Genomic DNA, 25,701 nt, shown 5'->3' with positions numbered 1-25,701 from the left:
CAAATGTAATAATTAATGATTCTAAAAAAATATTCTTTTTAAAATTAAAATCTGCCTCCTTTTTTCTTTTGCTTTAATAATTCTACCAGATAAGATCCATAACCGGATTTCACCAAGGGCACTGCAAGTTCCTGTAACTGCTGATCTGAAATAAAACCTTGTCTCCAGGCAATTTCTTCAATGCAGCCTACTTTTAAACCTTGTCGTTCTTCTAAAACCTGAACAAATTGTCCGGCCTGCATTAAGCTGTTAAACGTCCCTGTATCCAGCCAGGCTGTTCCTCTGCTTAAGATCCCTACTTTTAACAACCCTTTTTCTAAATAGACCTTATTAACATCGGTAATTTCATATTCACCTCTAGCACTTGGCTGGATACTTTTAGCAATTTCGACAACTGAATTATCATAAAAATATAATCCCGGGACCGCATAACTTGATTTAGGTTCTGCAGGTTTTTCTTCAATCGAAACAGCATTTAGGTTTTCATCAAATTCTACTACTCCGTATCTTTCGGGATCAGAAACATGATATGCAAAAACAACACCTCCGTTGGGTCTTGTATTTGATTTTAAAAGTTCCTGCATATTAGAACCAAAAAAAATGTTATCGCCTAATATTAAAGCTACATCATCAGTACCTATAAATTCTTCTCCGATTACAAAAGCCTGAGCCAAACCATTTGGAACGGGCTGTTCTGCATAGCTAAATTTACAGCCCAGATCTAAACCATCTCCTAACAGTTTTTTAAAATTAGGTAAGTCGTGAGGTGTAGAAATAATTAATATTTCATTTATCCCGGACATCATTAGTGTTGACAATGGATAATAAATCATAGGTTTATCATACACTGGCATCATTTGCTTGCTCATAGCCAGCGTCAATGGATGTAAACGGGTGCCGGAACCTCCCGCAAGTATAATTCCTTTCATAAACTAGTTATTTATATTACTAAATCGTAATTCTAATTTAAAACATCTTCTTTAAACTTTCTTTATAATAGGGAACATCCAAATTATAAATTGCTTTTATTTTTTTCTTATCCAATAATGAAAATTCAGGACGTTTTGCCGGAGTAGGATATGATGCAGATGGAATTCCTCCTAGGTTACAATCATAATTTCCAAATTCTTTGATACTCAACGCAAATTCATACCAGCTTATTTCACCCTCATTCGAATAATGATAGATTCCGGGCAACCATTTTTCAGCTTCCAGAATAAACATCATCACTTTTGCCAAATCTCCTGCGTAAGTGGGAGAACCAATCTGATCATTTACTACATTAACTGTATCCCTCTCCTTCATAAGCCGCTGCATTGTTTTAACAAAATTATTTCCAAATTTACTGTAAACCCAGGAAGTCCTGATAACAATAGATTCAGGATTTTCTTTTAAACAAGCTGCCTCACCCGCTAATTTACTAGCACCATAGCTATTTATTGGATTGGTTTGCGACTCTTCATCTAACGCTACTGAGGAAGTACCATCAAATACATAATCTGTAGAAATATGGATCAATTTTACATTATTGTCTTTTGCATATTTTGCTATTAATTCTACTGCTAAATGATTTATTGTAAAAGCCATTTCTTTTTCAGATTCGGCCTTATCAACGGCTGTATAAGCGCCACAATTAAAAATCACATCCGGTTTTATTCCATTCAATTGACTTTTCAGTAAATCCAGATTATCTAAAGTGATCTGAGTTCTGTCTGCAAAGATCCATTCATACTGAGAATAATCTATCGAAAGTTCTGAAAGTTCTGACCCTAATTGTCCGTTGGCTCCTGTTACTAAAATTTTTTTCATTAAAACAGACTATTACAATTTTCGATAAAAGGCAAAACCTGATCTTTTTCAGATAAAATGGCATCTTTTAAATCCATCCCCCAATCAATATTTAAAGAAGGATCATCAAATTTGATTCCGCCTTCTGAAGCTTTGTTATAAAACTGGTCGCATTTATACATCACAGAAGCTGTTTCACTGAGAACAGAAAACCCATGAGCAAATCCCTGAGGCACCAGCAATTGCTTTTTATTTTCTGCAGAAAGCAGAATGCTAAATGATTTTCCGTAAGTTGGAGAATTTTTTCTTAAATCTACCGCCACATCTATGATTTCGCCTTCCAGAACTCTAACCAGCTTAGTTTGTGCAAAAGGCGGGTTTTGATAATGTACTCCACGCAAAGTCCCTTTTTTAGAAAAAGATTGATTATCCTGAACAAACTCAATGTTTATTCCTAAACTTTCAAATTTTGTCTTACTATACGCTTCAAAAAAATAACCTCTCTCATCGCCAAAAACTGTTGGTTCAACTATTAATAAATCTTTTATAAATGTTTCTTCAATTTTCATTTTAACTATTATAATTATTCAAGAAGTTATGAATTACCCCTTTTATTCTTTCTTTTTCCTGTTCTGTCAGATGAGAACCAGAAGGGAGACACAGCCCTTTTTTAAATAAATTTTCAGCTACATTACCGCCGTAATAGGGATAACCTAAAAAAAGCGGCTGTAAATGCATGGGTTTCCAAATAGGCCGGCATTCAATATTGGCATTTTCAAACGCAAGCCTTAAAGTTTCCCGGTTTATATTTTTATTCTCATCAATTAAAATTGTACTTAACCAATAATTCGAAAAAAAATCATCATTGATTGTCTGGAATACTTCTATTTCTTTGACACCATTAAAGATTTCCCTGTAAAAGTGATTCATCTCCATTCTGGAGTCTATATTTTTATCCAAAATCTCCATCTGACCAAGTCCGACTCCTGCACAAATATTACTCATCCTGTAGTTATACCCTATTTCACTATGCTGATAATGCACCGCCTCATCTTTTGATTGGGTTGCATAAAAAATGGCTTTCTCTTTTGCTTGTTTTGATTTCGAAATTAAAGCCCCACCTCCTGATGTGGTTATGATTTTATTACCATTAAAAGACAAAACACCAAATGTCCCAAATGTCCCGCATTTCTTGCCTCTGTAAGAACTTCCTAAAGCCTCTGCACTATCCTCAATAACGGGAATTTCATATCTTTCAGCAATTGCATGGATTTCATCAACTTTATATGGAGTACCATACAAATGAACAGCTATAATGGCTTTAGGTTTTTTTCCTTTTTCAATTCTTTCGCAAATTGCTTTTTGAAGATTCTCAGGACACATATTCCAGGTTTCGGGCTCACTGTCTACAAATACCGGAATTGCTCTTTGATATAAAATTGGATTAGCCGATGCCGAAAACGTTAAACTTTGACAAATTACTTCATCACCAATTCCAACTCCTAATGAAACTAAAGCTAAATGAATTGCAGATGTTCCTGAGTTTAGTGCTGTTACATGCGAGTCCGCACCAAGATAATTTTCTAAAACTTCTTCAAAATCATTTACATTTGGCCCTCCCGAAGTAATCCAGTTATCATCAAATGCCTTCTGGATATACTGTTTTTCAAAACCGCTTTGTTTTGAGAGTGATAAAAAAATTCGTTTATTCTTCATTAATTTTCCAATAATCTGAAGTATAACGAACATCATCATCTTTAACAGATGCCAATGGCAAAGTAGAAAATGACATTAATTTTGACCCTGTTTCTAAAGATTCAATTGCATTTGCATAACCTGCAGGGATATGTAGAATTTTACTTTCGTCAGTATTCATCATTATAGTTTCAACTTGTAAATCTTTTGAAGGATTTTCCCAGTTATCAATTTTCACAAAGTGAATTTTGAAACACCATTAATGCAATAAAAATTTTTAGCATCTAGTTTATATCCCTGCCATGCACGGATTGGTTTTTCGTCAGAATTACTGATGATGTAAAATCTTTCGATATCCTTAAAACTAAAATCATTTACATAAGAAATAGTCCCTCTGTGATCGGAAAAATTTCCTCCTTGAATTACTTTAACCTCCATTAATTTAATTTTAAATCACTTTTTTTCAATAAATGAAATTTTAAGGTATATACCAAAAGTAAAGGAAGAACAACAATTGCAAAAATTAATACATCCTGAATTTTATGATATAAAAACACAACTAAAACCGAAACCAGTATTTGTGCTAATGCATAATACATTGAAACTAATCTGTGTTGAATTTTATATTCATTGCTTAAAACCTGGTAAAGATGCAAACGATGAGCTTCAAAAATATTCTGCTTTAAATATAACCTGTGTAAAATTGTACAACCAGCATCTGCTCCATAAACTGCGAAAAATAAAATCCAGATTACCGAATTTGTGATTAAAATAAGTTTCAAAACCAAATAAATGATCCAAAAAGCGATTGCTATACTACCAACATCTCCTGCAAAACATTTAGCTTTTTTTCTAAAATTGAAAAAAAGGAAAACCAAGCTCGCAATCATAGCGTATTTTATAAAATTGCCATCAGTAAACAACTGAATGTTTTTGTTTACATATAACAACGATCCCATTACTACCAAAGTATATAAACCTGTAATACCATTTATACCGTCCATGAAGTTATAAATATTTATGAACCCAATAGCGGCAATGTATACCAAGAGAATTACAAAAAACGGAAAACTATCAAAAATTCCTAAATCATAAAAAACTAATGTAATAGCCAAAAAGTGAATCAAAATTCGGATTTTATTTGACAAACTCTGAATATCATCCCAAAAACTGACTAAACTAACTAATGTAATTCCTGTAAAGAAAAAATAGTTGTTTTGTATATGCTGTACAAAATAAATCAATGCAGAGAACCAAAAAATAATCCCGCCTCCTCGTAAAGTAACTTCAATGTGTGAACTTCTTTCATTTGGCCTATCTATAATATTGAAATGATTTGCTGCTTTGAAATATAGTAATATTAAAATCATTAATAATATTCCCAATATTGTGTTTTCCATTATTTATTTTCAAAACTTATAACATTAATAGCCAAATACTTAAATTTATTTTTTTTAAACATTACTCATCTATAGAAACTAATTTCAACTTTATTTATTGAATTTGCCACATTTATTTTAATTGCTCTAAAATAAGGAATTAAATAAAAACAGCAAATGAACTCAGCAAATCGTTTTTTTCTTTACTAATGTAAAGTGAAACATTTCGGCATAAAACAAAATAAAAAACATATTGATCTTCGTTTGTATCTTTTGAAACTAATTTTTTTGAATTAAAAAAACTCAATTTAAAAATTATTATTCTTTAAATAATCTAAAACAGATTGAGGATTCCAATCTAAAACTTTTCTAGCTTTAGAATCATCAAAAGTCAAATCAGAAGTTATTTTTTTTATTTTAGAAGAATTAACAGGAGCTTTATCACCTAATATATCACCTATATACCCAATTAGTTTCATAATAAATAATGGTAAGCTCAGAGGTGTTTTCTTTTTTTTCTGTTTCGCAATAGCATTACCCAATTCTTTAAAATCAGGATGAACACCATCGGTTAGATTATATATTCCGCCAATAGAAGCAACTACAGGAACAATAGAGGCAACATCTTGTGCAAGGAGCATACTTTTTCTAGCCCTTCCATAATCAATATTAAAGTAATAGCCTCTTTCTATTGCTTTTAGCATAGCTCCAAAATTACCCGGTGCATCTTTACCTATTAATAATGGTAAACGTAAGACTGTACAAATAACATCATTTTTCTTGCACCAGTCTATCACAAATTTTTCTGCTTTAATTTTACTTAAACCATATGAATCTCTTGCTTCTAATGGAAAATCTTCATTTATAGCTCTTCCAAATTCAAGTCCATAAACAGATACAGAACTTATAAAAATAAATTCCTTAGGCAAGCCTACTCTTTCTAATCCTTTCAATAAGTTTTCAGTTCCCAAAACATTTATTTCATAAAACTCTTTTTTTTGTTTTTCTGTTTTAGGAACACTATGTGCCTTCCCTGCAGCATGAATTACAAGATCAAAAGGTTCATCAAAATATGGAATTTGTCGGTCTAAAGAAAAATTATAATCACAACCAAATCTTGAAAGCTTAAAAAGATTATACTTTTCACTTAATTGTTTAATTATTGATTTTCCTAAAAAACCGTTGGCTCCTGTTAGCAGTAAATTCATTCGTTTTTGATCAATTTAAAAAAACTGTAACAGACGTATTATAATTCGTAAAGGCATTAATCTTATTGGCACTTTCAGTCCATTGTTATTCCAGGCTTTTAAAACTTCTTTATTTTGATTTACAATGTTTGTAAAGCTCTCATTTGTTGCTCCTCCTAATCTCATTTTTACAACTAAACGTCCAATATATTTTATGCTAAAACTATTCTTTTTTAACATTCTTAACATTAACTCATAATCGGCTGCCAATTTATATTTTAAATCAAACGAGCCTACTTTTTCATAAACCTCTCTTTTAACAAAAAGTGTTGGGTGAGGAGGAACATTACCGTCTTCAAAAAACCTATTATAATATTGTTTGGATTTCCAGTTTCGCACAACTTCATTAATATCATCACGCTTTACATAAACTAAGTCGCCATACAATATATCTAATTCCGGATCATTGTTAAATTGTTCCGCAACATCTTTAATAACTTCTGAATCTTGATATAAATCATCTGAATTAAGAATTCCAATTACGTCTCCAGTAGCGACAGTTATACCTTTATTCATGGCGTCGTAAATACCTTTATCTGGTTCTGAAATAAAATAGCCTAATTTTTCTTTATATTCATTTATAAGATTGACGGTATTATCTTTAGAGTCACCATCAATGATTATATATTCAATATTTTTATATGTTTGACCAAGAACAGAATTAATTGCGACATTTATAGTTTTCTCATTATTGTACACAACCGTAATTATAGAAATTTTCATATTTTATAAAGTTCATGATAGAATTCTTTGGTTTCCTGATAAGTATTTTGCCATGTGAATTTTTTTGATTTTTCGATACCTAATTCTATTGTTTCTGTTCTTAAACCGGAATTCGTAAATAATTCTTTTATCTTTTCTGATATTTTTTGTGATGATGGGTTATTTAGAGCAAAATAATCATTCCCAATTACCTCTGGAATTGACGATGTATTAGTCGCAATTACAGGACATCCTGCCTGTTGAGCTTCTAAAACTGGTATCCCAAATCCTTCATATAATGAAGGATAAAGCAAACAATGAGCGTTATTATAATAATAATTTAAATCATCTCCACTAACATTTAAAAGATGGAGGTACTGTTCTTCTCCCAATTTATGTTTAACAATAGTACGCTCTTTATCTGTTAAATTTCCTCCTCCAATAATCAACAAATTTATTTTCAATAAAGAGCATGCGTCTACCGCAATATCAAAATTTTTATATGACGCTTTCCTGTCACCAATAAATATTGCATAACTATAATTATCAAACGAATGTTTTTTTTCAAAAGCTACACTATCTGATATTTTTTTAAAAACTTCATCCACTCCATTATAAATAACACGGATCTTAGTTTCATCTATATGAGGTAAAAACTTAAGCAAGTCTCTTTTCGTACTTTGAGAAATACAAATTATTCCCTCAGAGCCATTGATTGCTGTTTTTTTTTGCAGCGAATGTACTTTTTTAGTAAATCCTTTAAAAAAATATTCATAAGTAAAATCATGAACTGTAGTAATATTAATAGTGTTTGTACCTTTTTCTAATCTATAATAAGAAGAATGAAACAAATGTTTTTCATTGTTCTTTGCCATTAAATTCATATAACGTTTTAAAAATAAAAAATAGGAATTTCTTTTATCGATTAATTCTTCATTTAAAGATAATTGTTTTCTAAAAAAATTTGATTCTGAATTATCATACTCCAAAAATTGGCAATTAAAGTCACTATCATTAATTAATCTGTTCAAATGTTGTTGCCAAACTACAGAAATGCCTCCTGATTTCTGTAAAGAAAAAATTATGTTATCGAGTAATATATCCATTGAATCTATTGAACTAAACTAATACCTTTCTCTAGTAAAATCAACATTATAAAATAAGCTCTTATATGGATTGAATAATTGAGGGTATGCTGCTATGGATTGAAATAAGAATATTATTGAAATTAGCAACAAGATAATATATATAAAAACTTTATCTAACTTCTTATAAAAAATCAAAAACTGGCATGAAATCAGAAAACTCTCCATTATATTAAAATACAAAGAGCCTCTGCTTACAAGAATTAACAATGAATTTGCAAATAAAAAATAGACTGCCATCCCAAAAATATAGCCATTATACAGTACTTTATAATAAGTAAGTTTTTTTGTCAAAAAAGAATAATTATAAGTAAAAATGGCGATAAAAAACAATCTCTTTATTAAACCAAAAATACTTAAACCAGCCTCTGCAATATCATCTTTAGCACCTTCAGTATAAGCTGCAGTTTTGGAAGCAGCTAACTCTCCAAAAAAACCTCCAAATTTTGAAAATAAAGAAAATGGCAAACTTGTCTTTCCAATGACTAATGAAACAATCAATACCAAAACTATCGTTATTGTTTTGAAATTTCTATTCAGGAAATAATAAATTGCGAATAAAAATGCTGTGGTATGGAACAAGCAGGCAAAACCTATGGTTGCAAAAAACTGAATTGCTTTTCTTTGAAAAACAAATTTCAAAGACCAAAGACAGATAACTATAGCCAACAATTGTCGGTTAGCACCAACCATACCCAGATTGGTAGCGTAAAAAAAGATTATCGATACAAAAAAATACGGACTATATTTTTTTGCAGTTGTAAAAATAGCCCAATAGAATATAAGAGCATGAATGAACAAAAAAACACTATAGTTATCAAACAGTATTTTAATAAAAAAAACAAAAGTGCCATATCCAATTTCATAACCAAGTAAAGTGTTTATAAGAACAATACTGTACTCATCTGTATTTTGAAAGTTCTCTAAATATTGCCACCAATCTGATCCAGTCTCCCACCTTAATCCAATTTGAATTACTATTATTGAATATAGAAAATATATGAGCCAATTCCTTTGTGTATTTGTTAGATTAACTCTCAGATCTAAAAAACCAAGCACAAAAATGATAAATAATGTTACTATATAAACTTCCATTAAAGTAGCTTCATATATAATTCATCCATTTTTTTCAATACAATTTTATTTGAAAACTTATCATTATAATATGCTCTAAAATGAATATTATCATGTGTTGTTGCAAAATTTATCTTAGATATTATGCTATCAACAGTATTTTCAAAAAGATATTCTTCAAAAATTATAACCTCTGGAATTGCACAAACATTAGAAGCAATTACTGGCTTATCAAATAAATACCCTTCAATAATAGGTAATCCAAAACCCTCACCATAAGCTGCAGGAACGAGAATGACATCACTATCTTTATAATATTGTATTAAATCATTATCATCAACATAACCTAAAAGATAAATATTTTCTAATTTCATTCTCTTTATTTCATCCCTGTAAAAATCCAATAAAGGCCCTTTTCCTGCAACTAAAAACTCTATTTTTTCAGTTTTCAGTTTTTTGGCTACCCCAATAATTAAATTAATTAAGGCTCTTTCTTCAATACTTCTAACTGCAAAAACCTTTATGACATTTGGATTAAACTTTTTTAGACCAATAGAAATATTATCTCCTTTAAATGTTTCAAAATGAGAAGTATTCGAAATTATACTATAGTTTTTATTCCACTGATACAAACTCTTTTTTTTAGTATATTCAGAAATAAAATGGACGTAACTACAACGTAAATAAAGTATTTTTTCTAAAAACCAAAACACAATATTTAACTTATGTTTTGTAGCAGTCATTAAATAATACAAAGCATCATGAACGGTAAATAAATTACTTTGATACAAACTCATAATACTCATTAATGGGTTATGTGAATGAATAAAAATCTTTTTATGCTTTTTCTTTAACTTACACAAAAGTATATTTAAACCAATATACCAAAAGGCATTTTTTCGAATACCAATACATATCAATGAATCATAGTGATACACCTTTGTTTGTGTATCCCAGTGAATATAATAATTAATACTAAACCGACTCGCTAAGGATTGAAAATGAATTACATTCTCAACACCACGTTTATGAATCCGCATATTATTATAACCTAAAAATAACATAGCCGATTTAGCCATTTTTTACAAAAATTGTAACATTTGATTGATTCTGTGCTCGTAGGTATGATTTAACAAAAAGTGATTATATTGCTCTAAAGCTAGTTCATGCCTTATATTTGGCTTATCCAAATAATACTGTACTAAATCTATAGCTTCCCCTATACTTTTATAAGTAAATTTTTCGACATTAATTTTAGAATATTCTTGTAGTACTGTTTTATAATCACATATTTGAAATCCGCCAATGCCAGCAATTTCAAAAAATTTTACATTAGCAGATTCTACTTCTGCATAATGAAAATTATTAAATACAATTTTTGCCCCATACAGAACTTCAGCTTTCCTATTTCCTGTAATATATTCGTTTTGAAATTTCGAACTTATGTCATGTTTTGCAAAACGCCTATCAGGAGTACCAAACAAGGTTAAATCAATGCCTGTCTTCAATAATTTTTCCATCATATTAGCACGATAAGGATACATCGTACCAAAAGCAACCACATCAATATTTATATTCTTTTCATATGTTTTACGATCTCCACTAGGCATTTTATGTACGCGAGGATTAAAGGCTTCCGGCAAATAAAAGGTAGGCAATCCCATTTTATTCTTCATAAAATCAACTATAAACCGGTCTTTTGTAAAATAAGCATCATAAGCTGATGCAAAAATTTGTTGATATTCAAAAGTTGTTAAAGCGTCTGGATTAACATGAACAACTTGTACAGCTGGCAAAGCTTCTTTAATTAACTTAATACAAATTGGATGAATAAAACGATAAGTACAAACGATTAATTCGGGCTCAGAATCGATAATTAATTTTGCTACTTTCTTGAAGAGATACTCGTCATAAAACTTTAAAAATTTTGTTGCAAAATAATTATATTTATAAGGAATTGCAATAACATCCTTTATATCTATATGATTAACTGTATGACCTATAAAAGTAAATGAATCGTTAAGATGATACTCTAAACTATCGAAATCTTTACTACCAAATAGTGTAATTTTCATGTTTCAAATTAATTAAATTTACTTAACAATTTGTCTTTTAAGAACTTCAAGATATTTTGTTCCCCATTTCAGGTCTGGCTCCATATAATTCCCTTCTGCCCATTCATTCCATGATTTTAAAAAAACAATATTTTTATTACTTGATTTATGCTTTACTCTTTCTAATACTTCTTTAACATGTAATTCGAATAATTCTGGAGTTGAATTATGATATACAAGACCTTCTTTACCACTACGGGGCGTATGATCCCATCCGGGTATTATCGTAGGAAAAACACCGTTATTTTCATCTTCAATGTTGGTAAATGACGGATAAACTTCTGAATATTGAAAAACATTAGGTATTTTCAATAATAATCGTTTAGAATATCTTTTTAATTTCGACAACAAAACCAATCTCTTTTTTTTATATGCAAAAAGTCTATTAATATTAACAGCGTCGAATCCAAGAGAAATAATTTCTTTAAACTTGTTATAGTCGTCAAAATTGGATACAAAATAAATACCTTCCAATCCATTTTCTAATGCTAATTTACGCCACAATGCAATAAATACTTTTATTTCTGAAAAAGATAAAGGCTGATAGATAAAAAATAAGGGTTTACCATCTACAGTAATATACCTAGTATCTTTAAAAGCCGGTAATACTTCATAAAAATGGGCAGTATAATCTGCTTCTCCAGGATATAGCTGTTCAATCAATACATTCCTGTTCTTTAAGCCATGCGAAAAACCTTTCCACGTTTCATTAGCCCACGCCAAACAAAATGGAAAATCGGGTTCACCTAAAGCCAACACTTCATTAAACGGACGCTCAAGTAAACGCTTGCCATTGCCAAACCAATAATGCCAATAGCAAAAACCTTCTATACCGTGTTCCCGCGCCATATCAGCCTGTGCTTTGCGGGTTTCAGGAACACGTAAATCATAATATCCTAAATCAGCTGGTACTCGAGGCTGATAGTGTCCTTTGAAGAACTGTTTTGCTTTTCCAACATTAGTCCATTCAGTAAATCCTTTCCCCCACCAGATATCGTTCTCTGGTATTGGATGAAATTGAGGCAAATAAAATGCTATTACTCTTGCTTTTGTTTCCATTAATTGAAATAGTGACTGATCTGAATAGATCTATTTAAATTTATTAATAAAACTAAATAAGTGGCTTAATAAGATTTAATATTTTTTAAAACGAAATTAAAATTTTCTTTTAAAGTATAATTTCTGTTAAAAATCCGAATTACATTCATAATAATATCAAAGAAAACATGTAGAAGATACATTTTTGTATCATTTTTTTTAAAGTAATAATTTCGACTAACCTGATTGATTATACGCTTAAAATTTGAATATTTCCTTTCATTTATGCTTCCTCCTTCAAGATGTATTATTTTTGTTGATGTTATTATATAACATTGGAAACCCATTTTTCTAAGTCTATACTGTAAATCTGTTTCTTCGTAATACATGAAAAACCTCTCATCAAAACCTTTTAAATTTTTATATGTAGTTCTTTTTAACATTAAATCCGCACCACTTACAAAACCAACTTCAAAAAAAGGTGTATTAAAATCATAAATATCTATTAGTTCAAAAGATGTTTTGAATAATTTGTTTTTGAATGAATAATAATACTTTTTAATATCGTTAATCACTAAAGGAAAACTTCCTGCTGAGTTACAAACATTTAATTCTAAATCAACAAGTTTACAGCCTATTGCGCCAATATTTAACTTATTCTCATTATTAGTAAAAAATTGATATAAATCAAAAACTGAATTTTCAATTAATAATGTGTCCGAATTTAACAAAAAAATGAAATCACCCTTTGCAACATCCACCCCTCGATTATTACCTTTTCCAAAACCTAAATTTTCATTTGCAGCAACAAGTACAACATTAGCAAAATCTTCCTGTAACATCTCCACAGAACCATCAGTGGAACCATTATCAACTACAATTATTTCATATACCAAGTTAAAAGTATGTTGTATGACACTATTAATGCAATTAGATAAAAGAAGTTTAGTATTGTAATTAACGATTATAATAGAAACTTGGATCACTGAAAAATAGATTTTTATTTATATTTTTATCGAAAATTTAGGTAAATTATATAGAGGTTAATTTTAATGAAATTAAAAAAACCAACATTTTTATAATACTTACAAATCAAACTCAATGTATTAGGAAATTCAATTTGATTTGATTTTTTATATGATAATAGAAATTTCAAATTATCATATTCTATTGTTTTACTTTTTTTAATATTATTTGTATAAATTGGTAAGATTTCATTATAGTTTTCATTAACTTTCAAAATATCCTGAAACCAATTGATGTCAGGTGTTCCTAATGAAAGATGTTCGACTTTTATAAGATGAGAAACTACTACTTTATAATTTTGTCCCACTGCTAGAGAAATATCTAAATCATAACCGTGATATCCTTTTAAGAGAGACTCATTAAACAAAATTTTAGAAACAATTTCTTTTTTAGTTACCATAAAGAAACCATCAATAGTAGCAACTTCAGTTGTACATGTTATATTAATATTAATAGATTTCAGATTCGGATCTTTAAAATTTGACTGAATAAAATTGTATGCCAAAAATTTATCTCTTTCTGTGTACCAACCACTTGGTACACAACTTTTAACCTTACAACCTGCAAGTCCAATTAAACCAATTTTTTCATCAGAGTTAAATATATTTTTAATTTCTTTCCCCCAATTCAAACTCTTAAAAATAACATCTTCGTGACTAAACAAAATTATAGTGAAATTAGCCTTTGAAGCCCCTAAATTATATGCTTCACAAATTCCCATCAAATTAGGGTTATCAATTTTTATAATCTCATATTCAACACCTATAGTATCTTCAACACTACAACAAAATTGCTCGAAAAAATTAGATCTATAAGATGAAACTACAATACTAATCATACAATAACTTCTTTTTGACCTTGACTGAACTGATATACATACTTACAAATAGATAAAATTCAGTAATTAGCAATGAAAAGGAAACACCATACACACCAAAGAATTTCCCAAGTGGATATATCAGAAATGAATTAATTGCAGCAGCACCGATAATATTATATAAAAAAGTTTTATCACGATTCAGATTTAAAAGAGTCTGTGTTCCATATAAATTATTTAAAAAAACAAATAATGGTATAGTACACATTATTCTAATTAATACAGCTATTTCCGGCAAAGCTTTCCCAAATAAAAATGACGAAATAAAATTGGATAAAATAAAAATGACTATAATAATCACAATATATACCACCGTTCCTAAAACAGCTATTTTTTTAATATAATTAAATGCTACTTTATAATCTTCTCTGAATAACTTACTAAAATATGGAAAAAGAGCAGACACAATAGGAACCTGAAGAGCAGACATTACTTTTATCACTTTATCTGCTGATGAGAAAAGACCTACAGCTGTATTTCCCAAAATCAATCCCAAAATCAATACATTTATATTTGAAAAAAAAGTTATTTTAACCTGAGATAAAAAAACAAATTTACCGCTATCATATTGTTTTAATACGGAGATAAAAGAAGTCTTTTTGATTCTAATTTTGTGTACTCTCACCACATAAATTAACGATAAAACAGAGGTAACGAAAGCGCCAATAAATGTAATAGCAGGCACTATCCAAAAATCATTTTCTTCTCTTACAAAAACAAAAATCATTATTGTAAAAAAAAACTTTGAAATTATATTGGAAATTGTAATGAATTTTAATTTTTGAATGCCTTGAAAGTACCAGGTAGGCGATATATTCAGTAATACAATAGTCCCAAAACTAAGAAGATAAACATGAGCATTTTTTTCAACAGCAGGAATCATTAATATCAACAAAATCAGCATAATTGCTGAAAGTAGTATTAAATAGTTTTTTGCAGTAAAAACGGCATTAAATATACTTTCAATAACCTCTTTGTCATCCACATTTTGTGAAATCTCTTTTGTCGCCGTAAGATTGAATCCATAATTAATAAATATTCCAAAGTAACCGATTACAGCACTAACAAATGCTAATAGTCCAACATTTTCTACACCAATAATTCTAATAAGATAAGGAACTGTTAAAAGTGGTAAAATCATCTCAAGTCCCTGAACAATTGATAATGAAACAAAATTTCTTAGCAATTGTTTAGCTAATTTGCCCTTGATATTAATTGACTTATATTTAAGTTGCATTCTTTATCATACCTCTTATATTACCATTATTTTTTTTTTATAATTAATTTTTAATAATGTTTCAAAAAAGAAACTTTTAAATTTCAAAAAAGTATTATTTCTCAAAAATAAGTTAAAATAAGAATTGTTATTATTAGGTTACTTTATTTAAAAATCCTTCTTAGAACTAAAACTAAAGCCACTAAAAATCCTCCAAAAAAACCTCCAATTATTAAACCTTTTGCCTTACCAAAACGTTCCTTTGGCAATGGTAAAATAGGGCGATCAATTACTTGTATAAGAGGAGTCTCCCGACGCAAAGTAACTTTTGCTAATTCAGTTTGCTTAACAAGTTCCGTTAAGATGGCAGTATTTGCCTGAACATCTACCTGTCTTCTTGCTGACGGAACTCTACGGATATTAAGAGCTGGATTTAAATTAAATGTATTATCATTAGCTAAAGCAACTCCGGTAATAGCACTATTAAGTTCCATACGGATAGAGTCTGTTTGACGTTGCAAAATTGCCATATTCATTCTCGATTTTTTACTTTTTGTCTCTACATAAAATCGCCCTACCCGTTTAGCTAAAGATTCACAAAAATATTTTGCAAAAAGTTCATTGAGAGAAGTAACATCAATATTTATAATTGAAATCTTTTTGTCTTTTTGCCCGACAGATAAACTTTTTGATAAATTTTCATACATTTTCCCCATAATACTATCCTGAATACGCGTATATAGTTTTCGGTTTGCATTTGGCAAAAATTCTAAACTTTTTAATTTCGGATTATCTTTCCAGTTCTTACGCCAATTATTGTTCTGAATATACATTTCTGCTAAAGAAATAACTTTTCCATTTACCGTGATTGGAGTTAATAATGTTTGCTCCACCATTGTACGGGATTTAAATAATTCGTTCAAATTTGACCCGGAAAATATACTTCCTCCACCTCCACCTAGATCAATTCCAAAAGAGCTGGCAAAACCTAAGGCTCCCCCTAATCCGCCAACAGATTTTTCATCTTCCAATGCAAATGTCAAAGTCGCAGTATAAATTGGTTTTTTAAAAGAAGAATACGCTAATCCCACCCCGCCGCCAATTAATCCGGCCAGCACAATAACTCTCCATTCAAACAGCAAATAAACATACCACTCCTTTGCTTTTTCCAATAATTCCTTTAAGGATATTTCGTCATTAAGATTTTTTTCGTTCATTCTTTGTATAAGTTTCATTTCTCAATGATTATCAACCATTACATTTATTTATGTTTCTTGTTTTCCTAATTACTGACTTGAATTCTTAATAAAGCCCATCGTTTAAAAACACATCATTTTCAGGCAAACCTTTACTTAAATGCTGTTACAATTAATAAGGCTAAACTAGTTAATACACTACCGATACTTACCCATTCTCCAGTACTCATCTTCTTTGTTTCCGGCTTTTCAGGAACTACAATCTGGGAATCCGGTGTTACTTTAGGATATGATCTAAAGAATAAAAAAGACCCTGTCACTGCAGCTTTCCCGTTAGGATAAATAATATAAGCTTTTTTCTTCCATCCTTTATTATCAACACCCCCAACTGCATTTATATAATATCTAAACCCTTTGCCATTTCGATAAGGGATTTCGGAATTAAGTAAAACGCTTCCCGTAACTTTAACCCCTTCATTCAATATCGAAATTTCTATTTCATCATCTGGAAATAAAGTCACATTAGAATAGTGGTCTTTATCTTTCATAATTTTTTTCCAATCTACAGGAATGGTAACATATTTCAACTCCTCTTTTAATTTTTTTGCAAGATCTCCCTTTAAGGTATCATTTTTAGCCAGGTTCAGATCAACTCTTTCTATTTGATCAATTTGTTCTTGCTTAATAGGTCTTTTAATTTTCATCCCTTCTAAATTAGCAACAGAAGTTAATCCACCAGCGCGCATCACTATATTGTAAACAGATTCTTTTTTGTTTGCTAATACATATTTACCCGGATAAGAAACTGCCCCACTAATTGTGACCATTTGTGGTTTTTCATAAACTGCCATTCTTCGAATATTAATAACATCAAAAGGTTTTAAAGCAAAGTTTTTAATCTGTTCATTATTATCCGCAGTAATTTCTAATTCTACCAGCTCTATACGTTTTGGATTAGCATCGTCAATTTCGTCAGATTTAATCATTCTGGCTATTTCTACTCTTTTTGAAGCAGAACCTGTTAGGCCTCCAACCTGATCTACTAAACCATTTAATGTCAAATTATCATAAAATGGATATTCGCCTGGATTTTTAACTTCGCCATCAATGGTAACTTTATATTCTTCTCTAAAGTCTAAAATGGAATATACTGTTACTTCGTCTTCTCTTTTTAATTCGATATTGGCATTTAAATCCCCGGCTAAAGCTTTTTCTAAATTTACATTTACTATTTCAGTTGTTAAATCCGATTTTAAACGAATAATTCTAGCCCTTTTAGTATATGCATCTTCTTTAAGCCCTTCAGCTCTGGCTATTAGATCAGAAATTCTCATTCCTGCATTATACGAATAATAATCCGGTCTAAAGACAGCTCCTTCTATTTTTATACGATTTTCGAACCTATTTAGAATTTTCGTAATTCTGAATACGTCTCCTGATTTCGGTATGTATCTAGAAAATTCGCTTTGATTAATATCATGAACCTTAAATTCTTTTCCTGTTTTTTGCAAAACATTTACTGAGGCTGTGTAGGCATACTCATTGAAACCGGAAGTAAAACTCAATAAATCAGTAAATGTTTCTCCCTTTTTCATTTCGAATATACCTGGACGTTTAACTTCGCCTTCAACTACAACTCTCTGGCTATATGTAGGAATTCTTATTACATCATTATCTTTCAGACTTACATTATCTGATTGATCACCTTTGACTAAAAACTTATAGATATCAATGTTTTTATAAACCTTATTATTTCGGATCAATTCGATATTTCTATAACTTCCATTTTTACCTGGACCACCAGCTAAATGCAATGCATTATAAACAGAAGCGAGAGAGGAAATAGAGTAATTACCAGGTTGCTTACCTCCAACGATGGTCACTTTAATAGTTCTTATATCACTTAAACTGACACTTACCTGAGATTGTCCGGATCGAACCGTACTATAAACCCTTGCAATTGCAGCTTTTATTTTTTGTGAGGCAGCTTCAATTGACATTCCTGTTACTACAATTTGTCCAACATTCTGAATTGTAATTTTACCTTCAAAATTTACTGGTACAGTATCATCAAATTGCTGAACACCATAAACGCTTACTTCCAATTTATCACCCGGGCCCAGAACATAATTGACTGGTGTTGCCATTTTTAAATCTGGCTCGAAATTTAAAGTCGGATTATCAAATAGTTCTGATCCGAAAATCAAAGCATTTAATGAATCTTTGTTTTTTTCGTTTTTGATTTTTTCCTGATTTCTTCCAAACTCCGAATTTTTATCCTGATCCTTTAATTTATCATTATTTTTTATGTCCTTGCTATTTTTATCCTTATCTCCAGAGTTTTTTTTCTCATATGCTGTAATTCGAGTTCTTAACTTATCAAATTCAGTCTGACTCATCCCCTTTGACAAAGCCATAGGTTCTACCTCATTAATCGTAGCATTATTAGCCTTTAATTGAGAAATTACCTTAGCTATTTCGTCATCAGACAAATAATCTACTCTTACTGTGCTTAAATCTTTTGACTTGATTATATCCTGAGCATTTGCATTACAGGACAATAGTAAGACAAAAAACAGGGCAAGAACGTATGTTAGGTTTTTCATATTTAAATAATAATTAAACTTAAGTATTGTTTAAAAATTCTATTTTGTTTGTGAATATTGTTTTTTATAATACTCTTTATAGGAACCAGAAGTCACATTTTTTAACCATTCTTCGTTATCCAAATACCAATTAATAGTTCTTTCCAAACCTTCTTCGAAAGTCACAGAGGGTTTCCACCCAAGTTCTTTATTAATTTTAGAAGCGTCAATTGCATAACGGAGATCATGACCCGGCCTATCTTTTACATAAGTAATCAATTCTTGAGATTTACCCTTTTCCCTTCCTAATTTTTCATCCATAATCTGGCATAATAATTTAACCAAATCAATGTTTTTCCACTCATTAAAACCTCCAATATTGTAAGTTTCGTGATTTTTTCCTTCATGAAAAACCAAGTCAATTGCAATGGCGTGATCTTCAACAAAGAGCCAGTCACGAGTATAATTCCCATCCCCATAAACGGGCAATGGTTTATTATGAATAATATTATTGATAAAAAGAGGAATTAGTTTTTCAGGGAAGTGATAGGCCCCATAATTATTAGAACAGTTTGTTAAAACATAAGGCAAGCCATATGTTTCTCCATAAGCCCTTACAAAATGATCTGAACTTGCCTTTGAAGCAGAATATGGAGAGTTAGGATCATACGCAGTAGTTTCTGTAAAAAGACCTTCGTTGCCTAAGGAGCCATAAACTTCATCTGTACTGATATGATAAAATCTCTTCCCATCAAAATTATCTTTCCATTGCTTTTTAGCAGCATTAAGAAGATTCATTGTCCCGATAACATTTGTTTTGACAAATGCCAATGGATCTTCGATTGATCTGTCAACATGAGACTCTGCAGCCAAGTGCAGTACGCCTTCAAAATTATGAATTGAAAAAAGTTCGTTAATAAAAACTTCATCAACAATATCACCTTTTATAAAATTATAATTAGGTTTATTTTCTATGTCTTTAATATTTTCAAGATTCCCTGCGTAAGTTAAAGCATCTAAATTGTAAATTTGATATTCCGGATATCTATTTACAAAACGTCTGACTACGTGTGAACCTATAAAGCCAGCACCTCCCGTTATAAGAATTTTTTTCATTAATTTAATAATTCTGAGTTTTGCTTTTCTAGTGCACTATAGATATCTTTTACATCCTGAGAGTTTTCTTTTTGCAGAATCAAATTAGCTGTTTCTGTATAAACAAAAATTGTATTCTTTAATCCCAGAAAAGTGGTATGTTTATCACATCCAATAACCATATTCCCATTTTTATCAACAAAATGTCCTTTTGAAACCAGATAATCATAAACTGATTCAAACGAACCTAAATCTGACCAGGAGAAGGATGCCGGAACAACTTTAATTTTTTTACTGCGTTCCATGACAGCATAATCTATACTAATAGATGGGATTTCTAAAGATGCCTCTAAATCTAAAAAACCTTCTTTACTTGATTCCCAAACTATTTTGGATTTTTCATAGACTTCAGGCTGAAATTGTTTTAATTCATCCAAAAGCACGCTAGCTTTAAAACAGAACATACCGCTATTCCATAAAAAATTACCTTTTGCAATAAATTCTTTAGCCGTTGTTTCATTTGGTTTTTCCCTGAATGAAATCACTTTATCCTCTTTAGATTCTATATATCCGTAACCCGTTTCTGGTTTAGTCGGAATGATACCAAAAGTTACAATAAAACCTTCCTTAGCCTTTAAAATTGCCTGATTTATAGCATTAGAATAATCCTCCATTTTATCAATAATATGATCTGAAGGAGTAACTATTAATATATCATCCGGATTCGAGGCAAAAGCTGCAAATGCAATGGCTGCGGCAGTATTTCTGGGAGTAGCTTCAACAATATTGATATATGATGTTTTAGATTTTCCCATTACCTTACCGCTCAAATGATGATTATCAGCATTTCCAACGACCATTACTTTATTTGCTAAATAACTATTTCGTTCAACAGTCATTTCAAATAAAGATTTTCCTTCAAATATTTCCAAATATTGTTTAGGCTGGCTTTTACGAGAAAGAGGCCATAATCTGCTACCCACACCTCCGGTTAGAATAACATGTGTAATTAAATTATTTTCGTCCATTTTTATCATAATTAAAAAAAAGAGTTGAAAACTATAATCTATTATCTGCTATAGTTCCTAAAACTCCTTTTACATCATATACTAAACTATTTGTTTTTTGAATTTCCAGAAAATTTAACTTTAAAAATTCTGAATGTGCAACTCCTAGAACTATAGCATCAAATTTGTCTTTTGGCAAAACATTGGTAGTTATTAGTCCATATTCTTTTTCAACCTCTTCGGTATTTGCTAAGGGATCATAAATTGTAACCGAAATTCCATATTCTTTTAACGCTCTTATAACATCAACAATTTTAGTATTTCGAACATCAGGGCAATTCTCTTTAAAAGTAATTCCTAACATCAAAAGGTGAGCATGATTTACTGAAATCCCTTTTTTAATCATTAATTTTACTACCTGAGATGCTATATATTCGCCCATACTGTCATTTAAACGGCGTCCTGCCAGAATTATTTCAGGATGATATCCAAACTCCTGCGCACGCTGAGCTAAATAATATGGGTCAACACCTATGCAATGCCCCCCAACTAAACCGGGTTTAAAGGGAAGAAAATTCCATTTAGTTGCCGCCGCTGCTAATACCTCTTGCGTATCAATATTCATTAAGTTAAATATTTTAGCAAGTTCATTAACAAAGGCAATGTTAATATCACGCTGAGAATTTTCAATAACCTTAGCTGCCTCTGCCACTTTTATCGTTGGGGCAAGGTAGGTACCTGCCGTAATAACCGATTTATAAAGTCTATCAACTTTCAAACCTGTTTCAGAAGTAGATCCTGATGTAATTTTCAGAATTTTCTCTACCGTGTGTTCTTTATCCCCAGGATTAATTCTTTCGGGAGAATATCCCGCAAAAAAATCTACATTAAATTTTAACCCGGATATTTTTTCCAAAACAGGCACACATTGCTCCTCTGTCACTCCTGGATAAACAGTAGATTCATAAATCACAATATCTCCAGACTTTAATACCTTACCTACTGTCTGACTCGCTTTATAAAGTGGAGTCAAATCAGGCCGATTATTCTTATCAACTGGTGTTGGAACTGTTATTATAAAATAGTTACAATCAGCAATAGTAGCTATATCTGAAGTACAATATAGCCCTTTTTCATCATTTGGCGTACTAATCAATACACTTTTTAAAACAGTATCTTCAACTTCTAATGTAGTGTCGATGCCTTCATTTAAACTTACAACCCTAGATTGATTAATATCAAAGCCCACTACCGGATATTTAGTAGCAAATAAACGAGCCAAAGGCAAACCTACATAACCTAATCCAATAACGGCTATTTTAACGTTATTATTCATATTTTTCTTCGATTTCGTTTATCACATTGCACAGCTTCGCAATTCAAAGTCACATTTTTGACATGAATATGGAAAATTCAAATTTCAGCAAATATAGTATAATAAGTCAATTTTATCAACCATCAAAAATTCTTATACTCAAGCTAATAATAAAACAAACTTTAAAAGCCTATTAGCCAACAAATAATAAAAAAAAGCAAAAAACCACAAAATTCAGTGATCTTTTGCTTTTTTAAATTTTTCTCTGTTTTATAAGTATTAATAATAGAAATGAGTGAGCAAAGATGAATATATAAATCATTTACTCATGCTGTATACTTCATTTTTAAAATACAACCTAAAGATTCCAAGACAACAATACAATGCGTATTTGTAACCTCCTGAACAATTGCATTTTGACTACTAAAAACACCTGTTTCTAACTTTACTTTATCTCCCTTTTTGTAAGGTACGACAGAAACATTTGAAATATTGGTATTGGAAAGGCTTTGTTTGATCGTTAGAATTTCTTCATTCCTAACAACCGCCGCTTTACCTAACCAAAATAAATAACGAACAACACCTGCAACCTGAAAAACAGAATTTCGATCTATGTCCGCCAATTTAACAAAAACATACGAATTAAAAAGAGGAACTTCAATTTTTTTCTTCCTGTCAGACCATTGTTTTATTTGAGTAACCAATGGACAATAGCATTCTATACCTAGCTCATTTAATTTTTCAGCTACTTTTTTCTCCCATTTAGGTTTCGTATAAACCACATACCAATTCATATTTTTAAGAGCCTATTGCATTGTAAACAAATCCTATTGACTTTAATTCTTTTACATTCAAAATATTTCTTCCGTCAAAAATAAAAGCTGGTTTTTTCATCGAATCATATATTCTTTGCCAGTCATATTTAATAAATTCGTCCCATTCGGTAAGAATTGCAATTGCATGTGCATCCCTGCATGCTTCATAAGGATCTTCAAATGTTAGAATAGCATCTGCATTTTCTGAAGATTTTCTTGTATCTAAATAATCTAAATCACTTAAAATTTTATTTTTTGGAACCTTTGGATCATAAACTGAGATTTTAGCCTGTTCATTAATCAAATCATCGGCAACATATATTGCAGCTGATTCACGAGTATCATTTGTATCTTTTTTAAATGCCCAGCCTAAAAAAGTTATCTTTTTATCCGCTACAGTGTTGTATAAAGTCTGAACAATTTTATTTGAAAATCTTCTCTTTTGATAATCATTCATAATAATCACCTGCTCCCAGTAATCAGCAACTTCGTTTAATCCATAAGATTTTGCAATATAAACTAAATTCAGAATATCTTTTTGAAAACAAGAACCTCCGAATCCTACTGAAGCTTTTAAAAATCTAGCACCAATACGACTATCCATACCAATAGCACGAGCCACTTCATTTACATCTGCACCTGTCTTCTCACAAACTTCAGACATTGCATTGATTGATGAAATACGTTGAGCTAAAAAAGCATTTGCTGTAAGTTTAGACAATTCAGATGACCAAACATTAGTAGTTAAAATTTTATCCCTGCTTACCCAATTTGCATAAACATCAACTAAAGCATTAATCGCAACATGTCCTTCCGGAGTGGAATCCCCTCCTATTAGAATTCTATCAGGACTTAATAAATCAGTAACAGCAGTTCCCTCAGCTAAAAATTCAGGATTAGAGAGAATCTGAAATTGTACACCATTACCAGTATTGTCCAGAATACTTTTTATGGCCTCTGCAGTACGAACAGGCAAAGTTGATTTTTCTACTACTATTTTATTATTTTTAGAAACTCTGGCTATTTGTCTTGCACATAATTCTATAAATTTCAGATCAGCGGCCATCCCTTTACCTTTTCCATAAGTTTTGGTTGGTGTATTCACTGATATAAAAATAACCTCTGCTTCATCAATAGCCTTATCTACATCGGTAGAAAAAAAGAGATTTCTACCTCTCGCTTCAGCCACAACTTCGGAAAGCCCTGGCTCATAAATTGGAATATTCTCTGTATTTGGATCATTCCAGTCTTTAATCCTTTGTTCATTTAAATCTACAACAGTTACTTTAATATGTGGGCATTTTTGTGCAATTACCGCCATAGTTGGACCTCCTACATAACCTGCTCCGATGCAACAAATTTTTGTTATTTTCATATTTTAAATTATAAACTTCTTATTTTAAATTATCCCAATACCATCTAACCGCTTCTTTTAATCCCTCTTCCAATGAATATTCAGGTTTATATCCTAAAATCGTTTTTGCTTTTTTTATACTTGCTAACGAATGCGGAATATCTCCAACCCGGTTTTCACCATAAATAATTGGCACATCTGCAATTTTGGAATCAAATTCCGCTAAATATTTTTTCAAAAACCGAATTAAATCGTTCAAAGTATTTCTCTCTCCAAATGCCGTATTATATACAGTATTAATTGCTTCGGGGTTATTAGACGAAATTGCCAAAGCATTCATCTGAATTACATTATCAATATAAGTAAAATCACGGGAGTAATTTCCATCACCATTAACAACAGGACTCTGGTGATTAATCAATTGCATCACAAATTTAGGAATAACCGCTGCATATGCCCCTTTTGGATCTTGTCTTCTTCCAAAAACATTAAAATATCGCAAACCTATTGTCTCTAATCCATACGTTTTACTGAAAACTTCTGCATATAATTCATTAACATATTTAGTTACAGCATAAGGAGACAATGGCTTCCCGATTACACTTTCTACTTTAGGCATTTCTTCAGAATCTCCATAAGTAGAAGAACTTGCAGCATAGACAAACCGTTTCACTTTTTCATCACGTGCAGCAAGCAACATATTTAGAAAACCCGAAACATTTACTTCATTAGTAGTAATAGGATCGTTTATTGATCTTGGTACAGAACCCAATGCTGCCTGATGCAGTACATAATCTACTCCCTGAACTGCTAAATAACAATCAGATATATTTCTTATATCGCCCTCAATTAACTTAAAATTCGGATTTGTCATAAAATTATTTAGGTTATGACGATGTCCGGTCGAAAAGTTATCTAAGCAAATTACACTTTGTCCTAAATTTAAAAAATATTCACATAGATTAGAACCAATAAAACCAGCTCCTCCAGTTATTAAAATAGTATTTTTAATGTTTTCTCCCATCTATTTTAA

25 protein-coding genes are annotated in these 25,701 nt (G+C 30.6%); all 25 read right to left on the bottom strand.

The window, feature by feature from the left end:
• Positions 1–44 precede the first annotated feature (44 nt).
• Entirely contained in the window at positions 45–929 is an 885-nt protein-coding gene (rfbA, locus tag ACNC7R_RS03600; RefSeq protein ID WP_417939624.1) for a glucose-1-phosphate thymidylyltransferase RfbA, read from the bottom strand.
• 37 nt (positions 930–966) lie between these two features.
• Entirely contained in the window at positions 967–1,809 is an 843-nt protein-coding gene (gene rfbD, locus ACNC7R_RS03595; RefSeq protein ID WP_417939623.1) for a dTDP-4-dehydrorhamnose reductase, read from the bottom strand.
• Positions 1,809–2,357, bottom strand: coding sequence for a dTDP-4-dehydrorhamnose 3,5-epimerase (rfbC, locus tag ACNC7R_RS03590; protein WP_417939622.1), 549 nt, complete (start codon positions 2,355–2,357; stop codon positions 1,809–1,811). Before rfbC ends, rfbD begins: the two co-directional genes overlap by 1 nt.
• A 1-nt stretch (position 2,358) precedes the next feature.
• Positions 2,359–3,504, bottom strand: coding sequence for a DegT/DnrJ/EryC1/StrS family aminotransferase (locus ACNC7R_RS03585; RefSeq protein WP_417939621.1), 1,146 nt, complete (start codon positions 3,502–3,504; stop codon positions 2,359–2,361).
• On the bottom strand, positions 3,494–3,721 hold the full coding sequence (locus ACNC7R_RS03580) for a hypothetical protein (RefSeq protein WP_417939620.1): 228 nt from the start codon (positions 3,719–3,721) through the stop codon (positions 3,494–3,496). The genes ACNC7R_RS03585 and ACNC7R_RS03580 overlap by 11 nt, the downstream gene beginning before the upstream one ends.
• Positions 3,718–3,921: a hypothetical protein gene (locus ACNC7R_RS03575; RefSeq protein ID WP_417939619.1), complete on the bottom strand. Its 204-nt coding sequence runs from the start codon at positions 3,919–3,921 to the stop codon at positions 3,718–3,720. The genes ACNC7R_RS03580 and ACNC7R_RS03575 overlap by 4 nt, the downstream gene beginning before the upstream one ends.
• Positions 3,921–4,883 (bottom strand): MraY family glycosyltransferase, encoded by a 963-nt coding sequence (locus ACNC7R_RS03570; RefSeq protein WP_417939618.1) that lies wholly within the window; start codon positions 4,881–4,883, stop codon positions 3,921–3,923. The genes ACNC7R_RS03575 and ACNC7R_RS03570 overlap by 1 nt, the downstream gene beginning before the upstream one ends.
• 287 nt (positions 4,884–5,170) lie before the next feature.
• Positions 5,171–6,070 (bottom strand): NAD-dependent epimerase/dehydratase family protein, encoded by a 900-nt coding sequence (locus ACNC7R_RS03565; RefSeq protein WP_417939617.1) that lies wholly within the window; start codon positions 6,068–6,070, stop codon positions 5,171–5,173.
• A 15-nt stretch (positions 6,071–6,085) separates the two neighbouring features.
• The gene (locus ACNC7R_RS03560) at positions 6,086–6,832 is read right to left on the bottom strand and encodes a glycosyltransferase family 2 protein (protein ID WP_417939616.1); all 747 of its coding nucleotides are present in this window, start codon (positions 6,830–6,832) and stop codon (positions 6,086–6,088) included.
• Positions 6,829–7,917 carry a glycosyltransferase family 4 protein gene (locus ACNC7R_RS03555; RefSeq protein WP_417939615.1) on the bottom strand — a complete coding sequence of 363 codons (1,089 nt, stop codon included), beginning with the start codon at positions 7,915–7,917 and terminating at the stop codon, positions 6,829–6,831. Before ACNC7R_RS03555 ends, ACNC7R_RS03560 begins: the two co-directional genes overlap by 4 nt.
• Before the next feature lie 18 nt (positions 7,918–7,935).
• Positions 7,936–9,051, bottom strand: coding sequence for an EpsG family protein (locus ACNC7R_RS03550; protein WP_417939614.1), 1,116 nt, complete (start codon positions 9,049–9,051; stop codon positions 7,936–7,938).
• A complete protein-coding gene (locus tag ACNC7R_RS03545; RefSeq protein WP_417939613.1) occupies positions 9,051–10,109 on the bottom strand; it encodes a glycosyltransferase in 1,059 nt (352 codons plus the stop codon). Before ACNC7R_RS03545 ends, ACNC7R_RS03550 begins: the two co-directional genes overlap by 1 nt.
• Positions 10,110–10,112: 3 nt before the next feature.
• A complete protein-coding gene (locus ACNC7R_RS03540) occupies positions 10,113–11,105 on the bottom strand; it encodes a CgeB family protein (RefSeq protein ID WP_417939612.1) in 993 nt (330 codons plus the stop codon).
• Between the two features lie 18 nt (positions 11,106–11,123).
• Positions 11,124–12,203 carry a glycoside hydrolase family 99-like domain-containing protein gene (locus tag ACNC7R_RS03535; RefSeq protein WP_417939611.1) on the bottom strand — a complete coding sequence of 360 codons (1,080 nt, stop codon included), beginning with the start codon at positions 12,201–12,203 and terminating at the stop codon, positions 11,124–11,126.
• A gap of 65 nt (positions 12,204–12,268) precedes the next feature.
• Entirely contained in the window at positions 12,269–13,168 is a 900-nt protein-coding gene (locus ACNC7R_RS03530; protein WP_417939610.1) for a glycosyltransferase family 2 protein, read from the bottom strand.
• Positions 13,169–13,194: 26 nt separating this feature from the next.
• Positions 13,195–14,046, bottom strand: coding sequence for a glycosyltransferase (locus ACNC7R_RS03525; RefSeq protein WP_417939609.1), 852 nt, complete (start codon positions 14,044–14,046; stop codon positions 13,195–13,197).
• Positions 14,039–15,322, bottom strand: coding sequence for an oligosaccharide flippase family protein (locus tag ACNC7R_RS03520; protein ID WP_417939608.1), 1,284 nt, complete (start codon positions 15,320–15,322; stop codon positions 14,039–14,041). Before ACNC7R_RS03520 ends, ACNC7R_RS03525 begins: the two co-directional genes overlap by 8 nt.
• A gap of 143 nt (positions 15,323–15,465) precedes the next feature.
• Complete coding sequence (locus tag ACNC7R_RS03515; protein ID WP_417939606.1) at positions 15,466–16,536, bottom strand: lipopolysaccharide biosynthesis protein; 1,071 nt, start codon at positions 16,534–16,536, stop codon at positions 15,466–15,468.
• A gap of 113 nt (positions 16,537–16,649) precedes the next feature.
• Positions 16,650–19,103, bottom strand: coding sequence for an SLBB domain-containing protein (locus ACNC7R_RS03510; RefSeq protein ID WP_417939605.1), 2,454 nt, complete (start codon positions 19,101–19,103; stop codon positions 16,650–16,652).
• 39 nt (positions 19,104–19,142) lie between these two features.
• Positions 19,143–20,198, bottom strand: a complete 1,056-nt coding sequence (gene rfbB / locus ACNC7R_RS03505) for a dTDP-glucose 4,6-dehydratase (protein ID WP_417939604.1) — start codon at positions 20,196–20,198, stop codon at positions 19,143–19,145.
• Positions 20,198–21,205 (bottom strand): mannose-1-phosphate guanylyltransferase, encoded by a 1,008-nt coding sequence (locus ACNC7R_RS03500; RefSeq protein ID WP_417939603.1) that lies wholly within the window; start codon positions 21,203–21,205, stop codon positions 20,198–20,200. The genes rfbB and ACNC7R_RS03500 overlap by 1 nt, the downstream gene beginning before the upstream one ends.
• Before the next feature lie 31 nt (positions 21,206–21,236).
• Complete coding sequence (locus tag ACNC7R_RS03495) at positions 21,237–22,520, bottom strand: nucleotide sugar dehydrogenase (RefSeq protein WP_417939602.1); 1,284 nt, start codon at positions 22,518–22,520, stop codon at positions 21,237–21,239.
• Positions 22,521–22,825: 305 nt separating this feature from the next.
• A complete protein-coding gene (locus tag ACNC7R_RS03490; protein WP_417939601.1) occupies positions 22,826–23,293 on the bottom strand; it encodes a UpxY family transcription antiterminator in 468 nt (155 codons plus the stop codon).
• Positions 23,294–23,297: 4 nt separating this feature from the next.
• A complete protein-coding gene (locus ACNC7R_RS03485; RefSeq protein WP_417939600.1) occupies positions 23,298–24,689 on the bottom strand; it encodes a UDP-glucose 6-dehydrogenase in 1,392 nt (463 codons plus the stop codon).
• 19 nt (positions 24,690–24,708) lie between these two features.
• Positions 24,709–25,692 (bottom strand): SDR family oxidoreductase, encoded by a 984-nt coding sequence (locus ACNC7R_RS03480; RefSeq protein WP_417939599.1) that lies wholly within the window; start codon positions 25,690–25,692, stop codon positions 24,709–24,711.
• Positions 25,693–25,701: the final 9 nt, after the last annotated feature.

The organism is Flavobacterium adiutor, from assembly GCF_048282555.1.
In the GTDB taxonomy this organism is placed as follows: Bacteria; Bacteroidota; Bacteroidia; order Flavobacteriales; family Flavobacteriaceae; genus Flavobacterium.
Note: the sequence above shows the minus strand (reverse complement) of the source record. Positions and strands in the feature narration are given on the sequence as shown.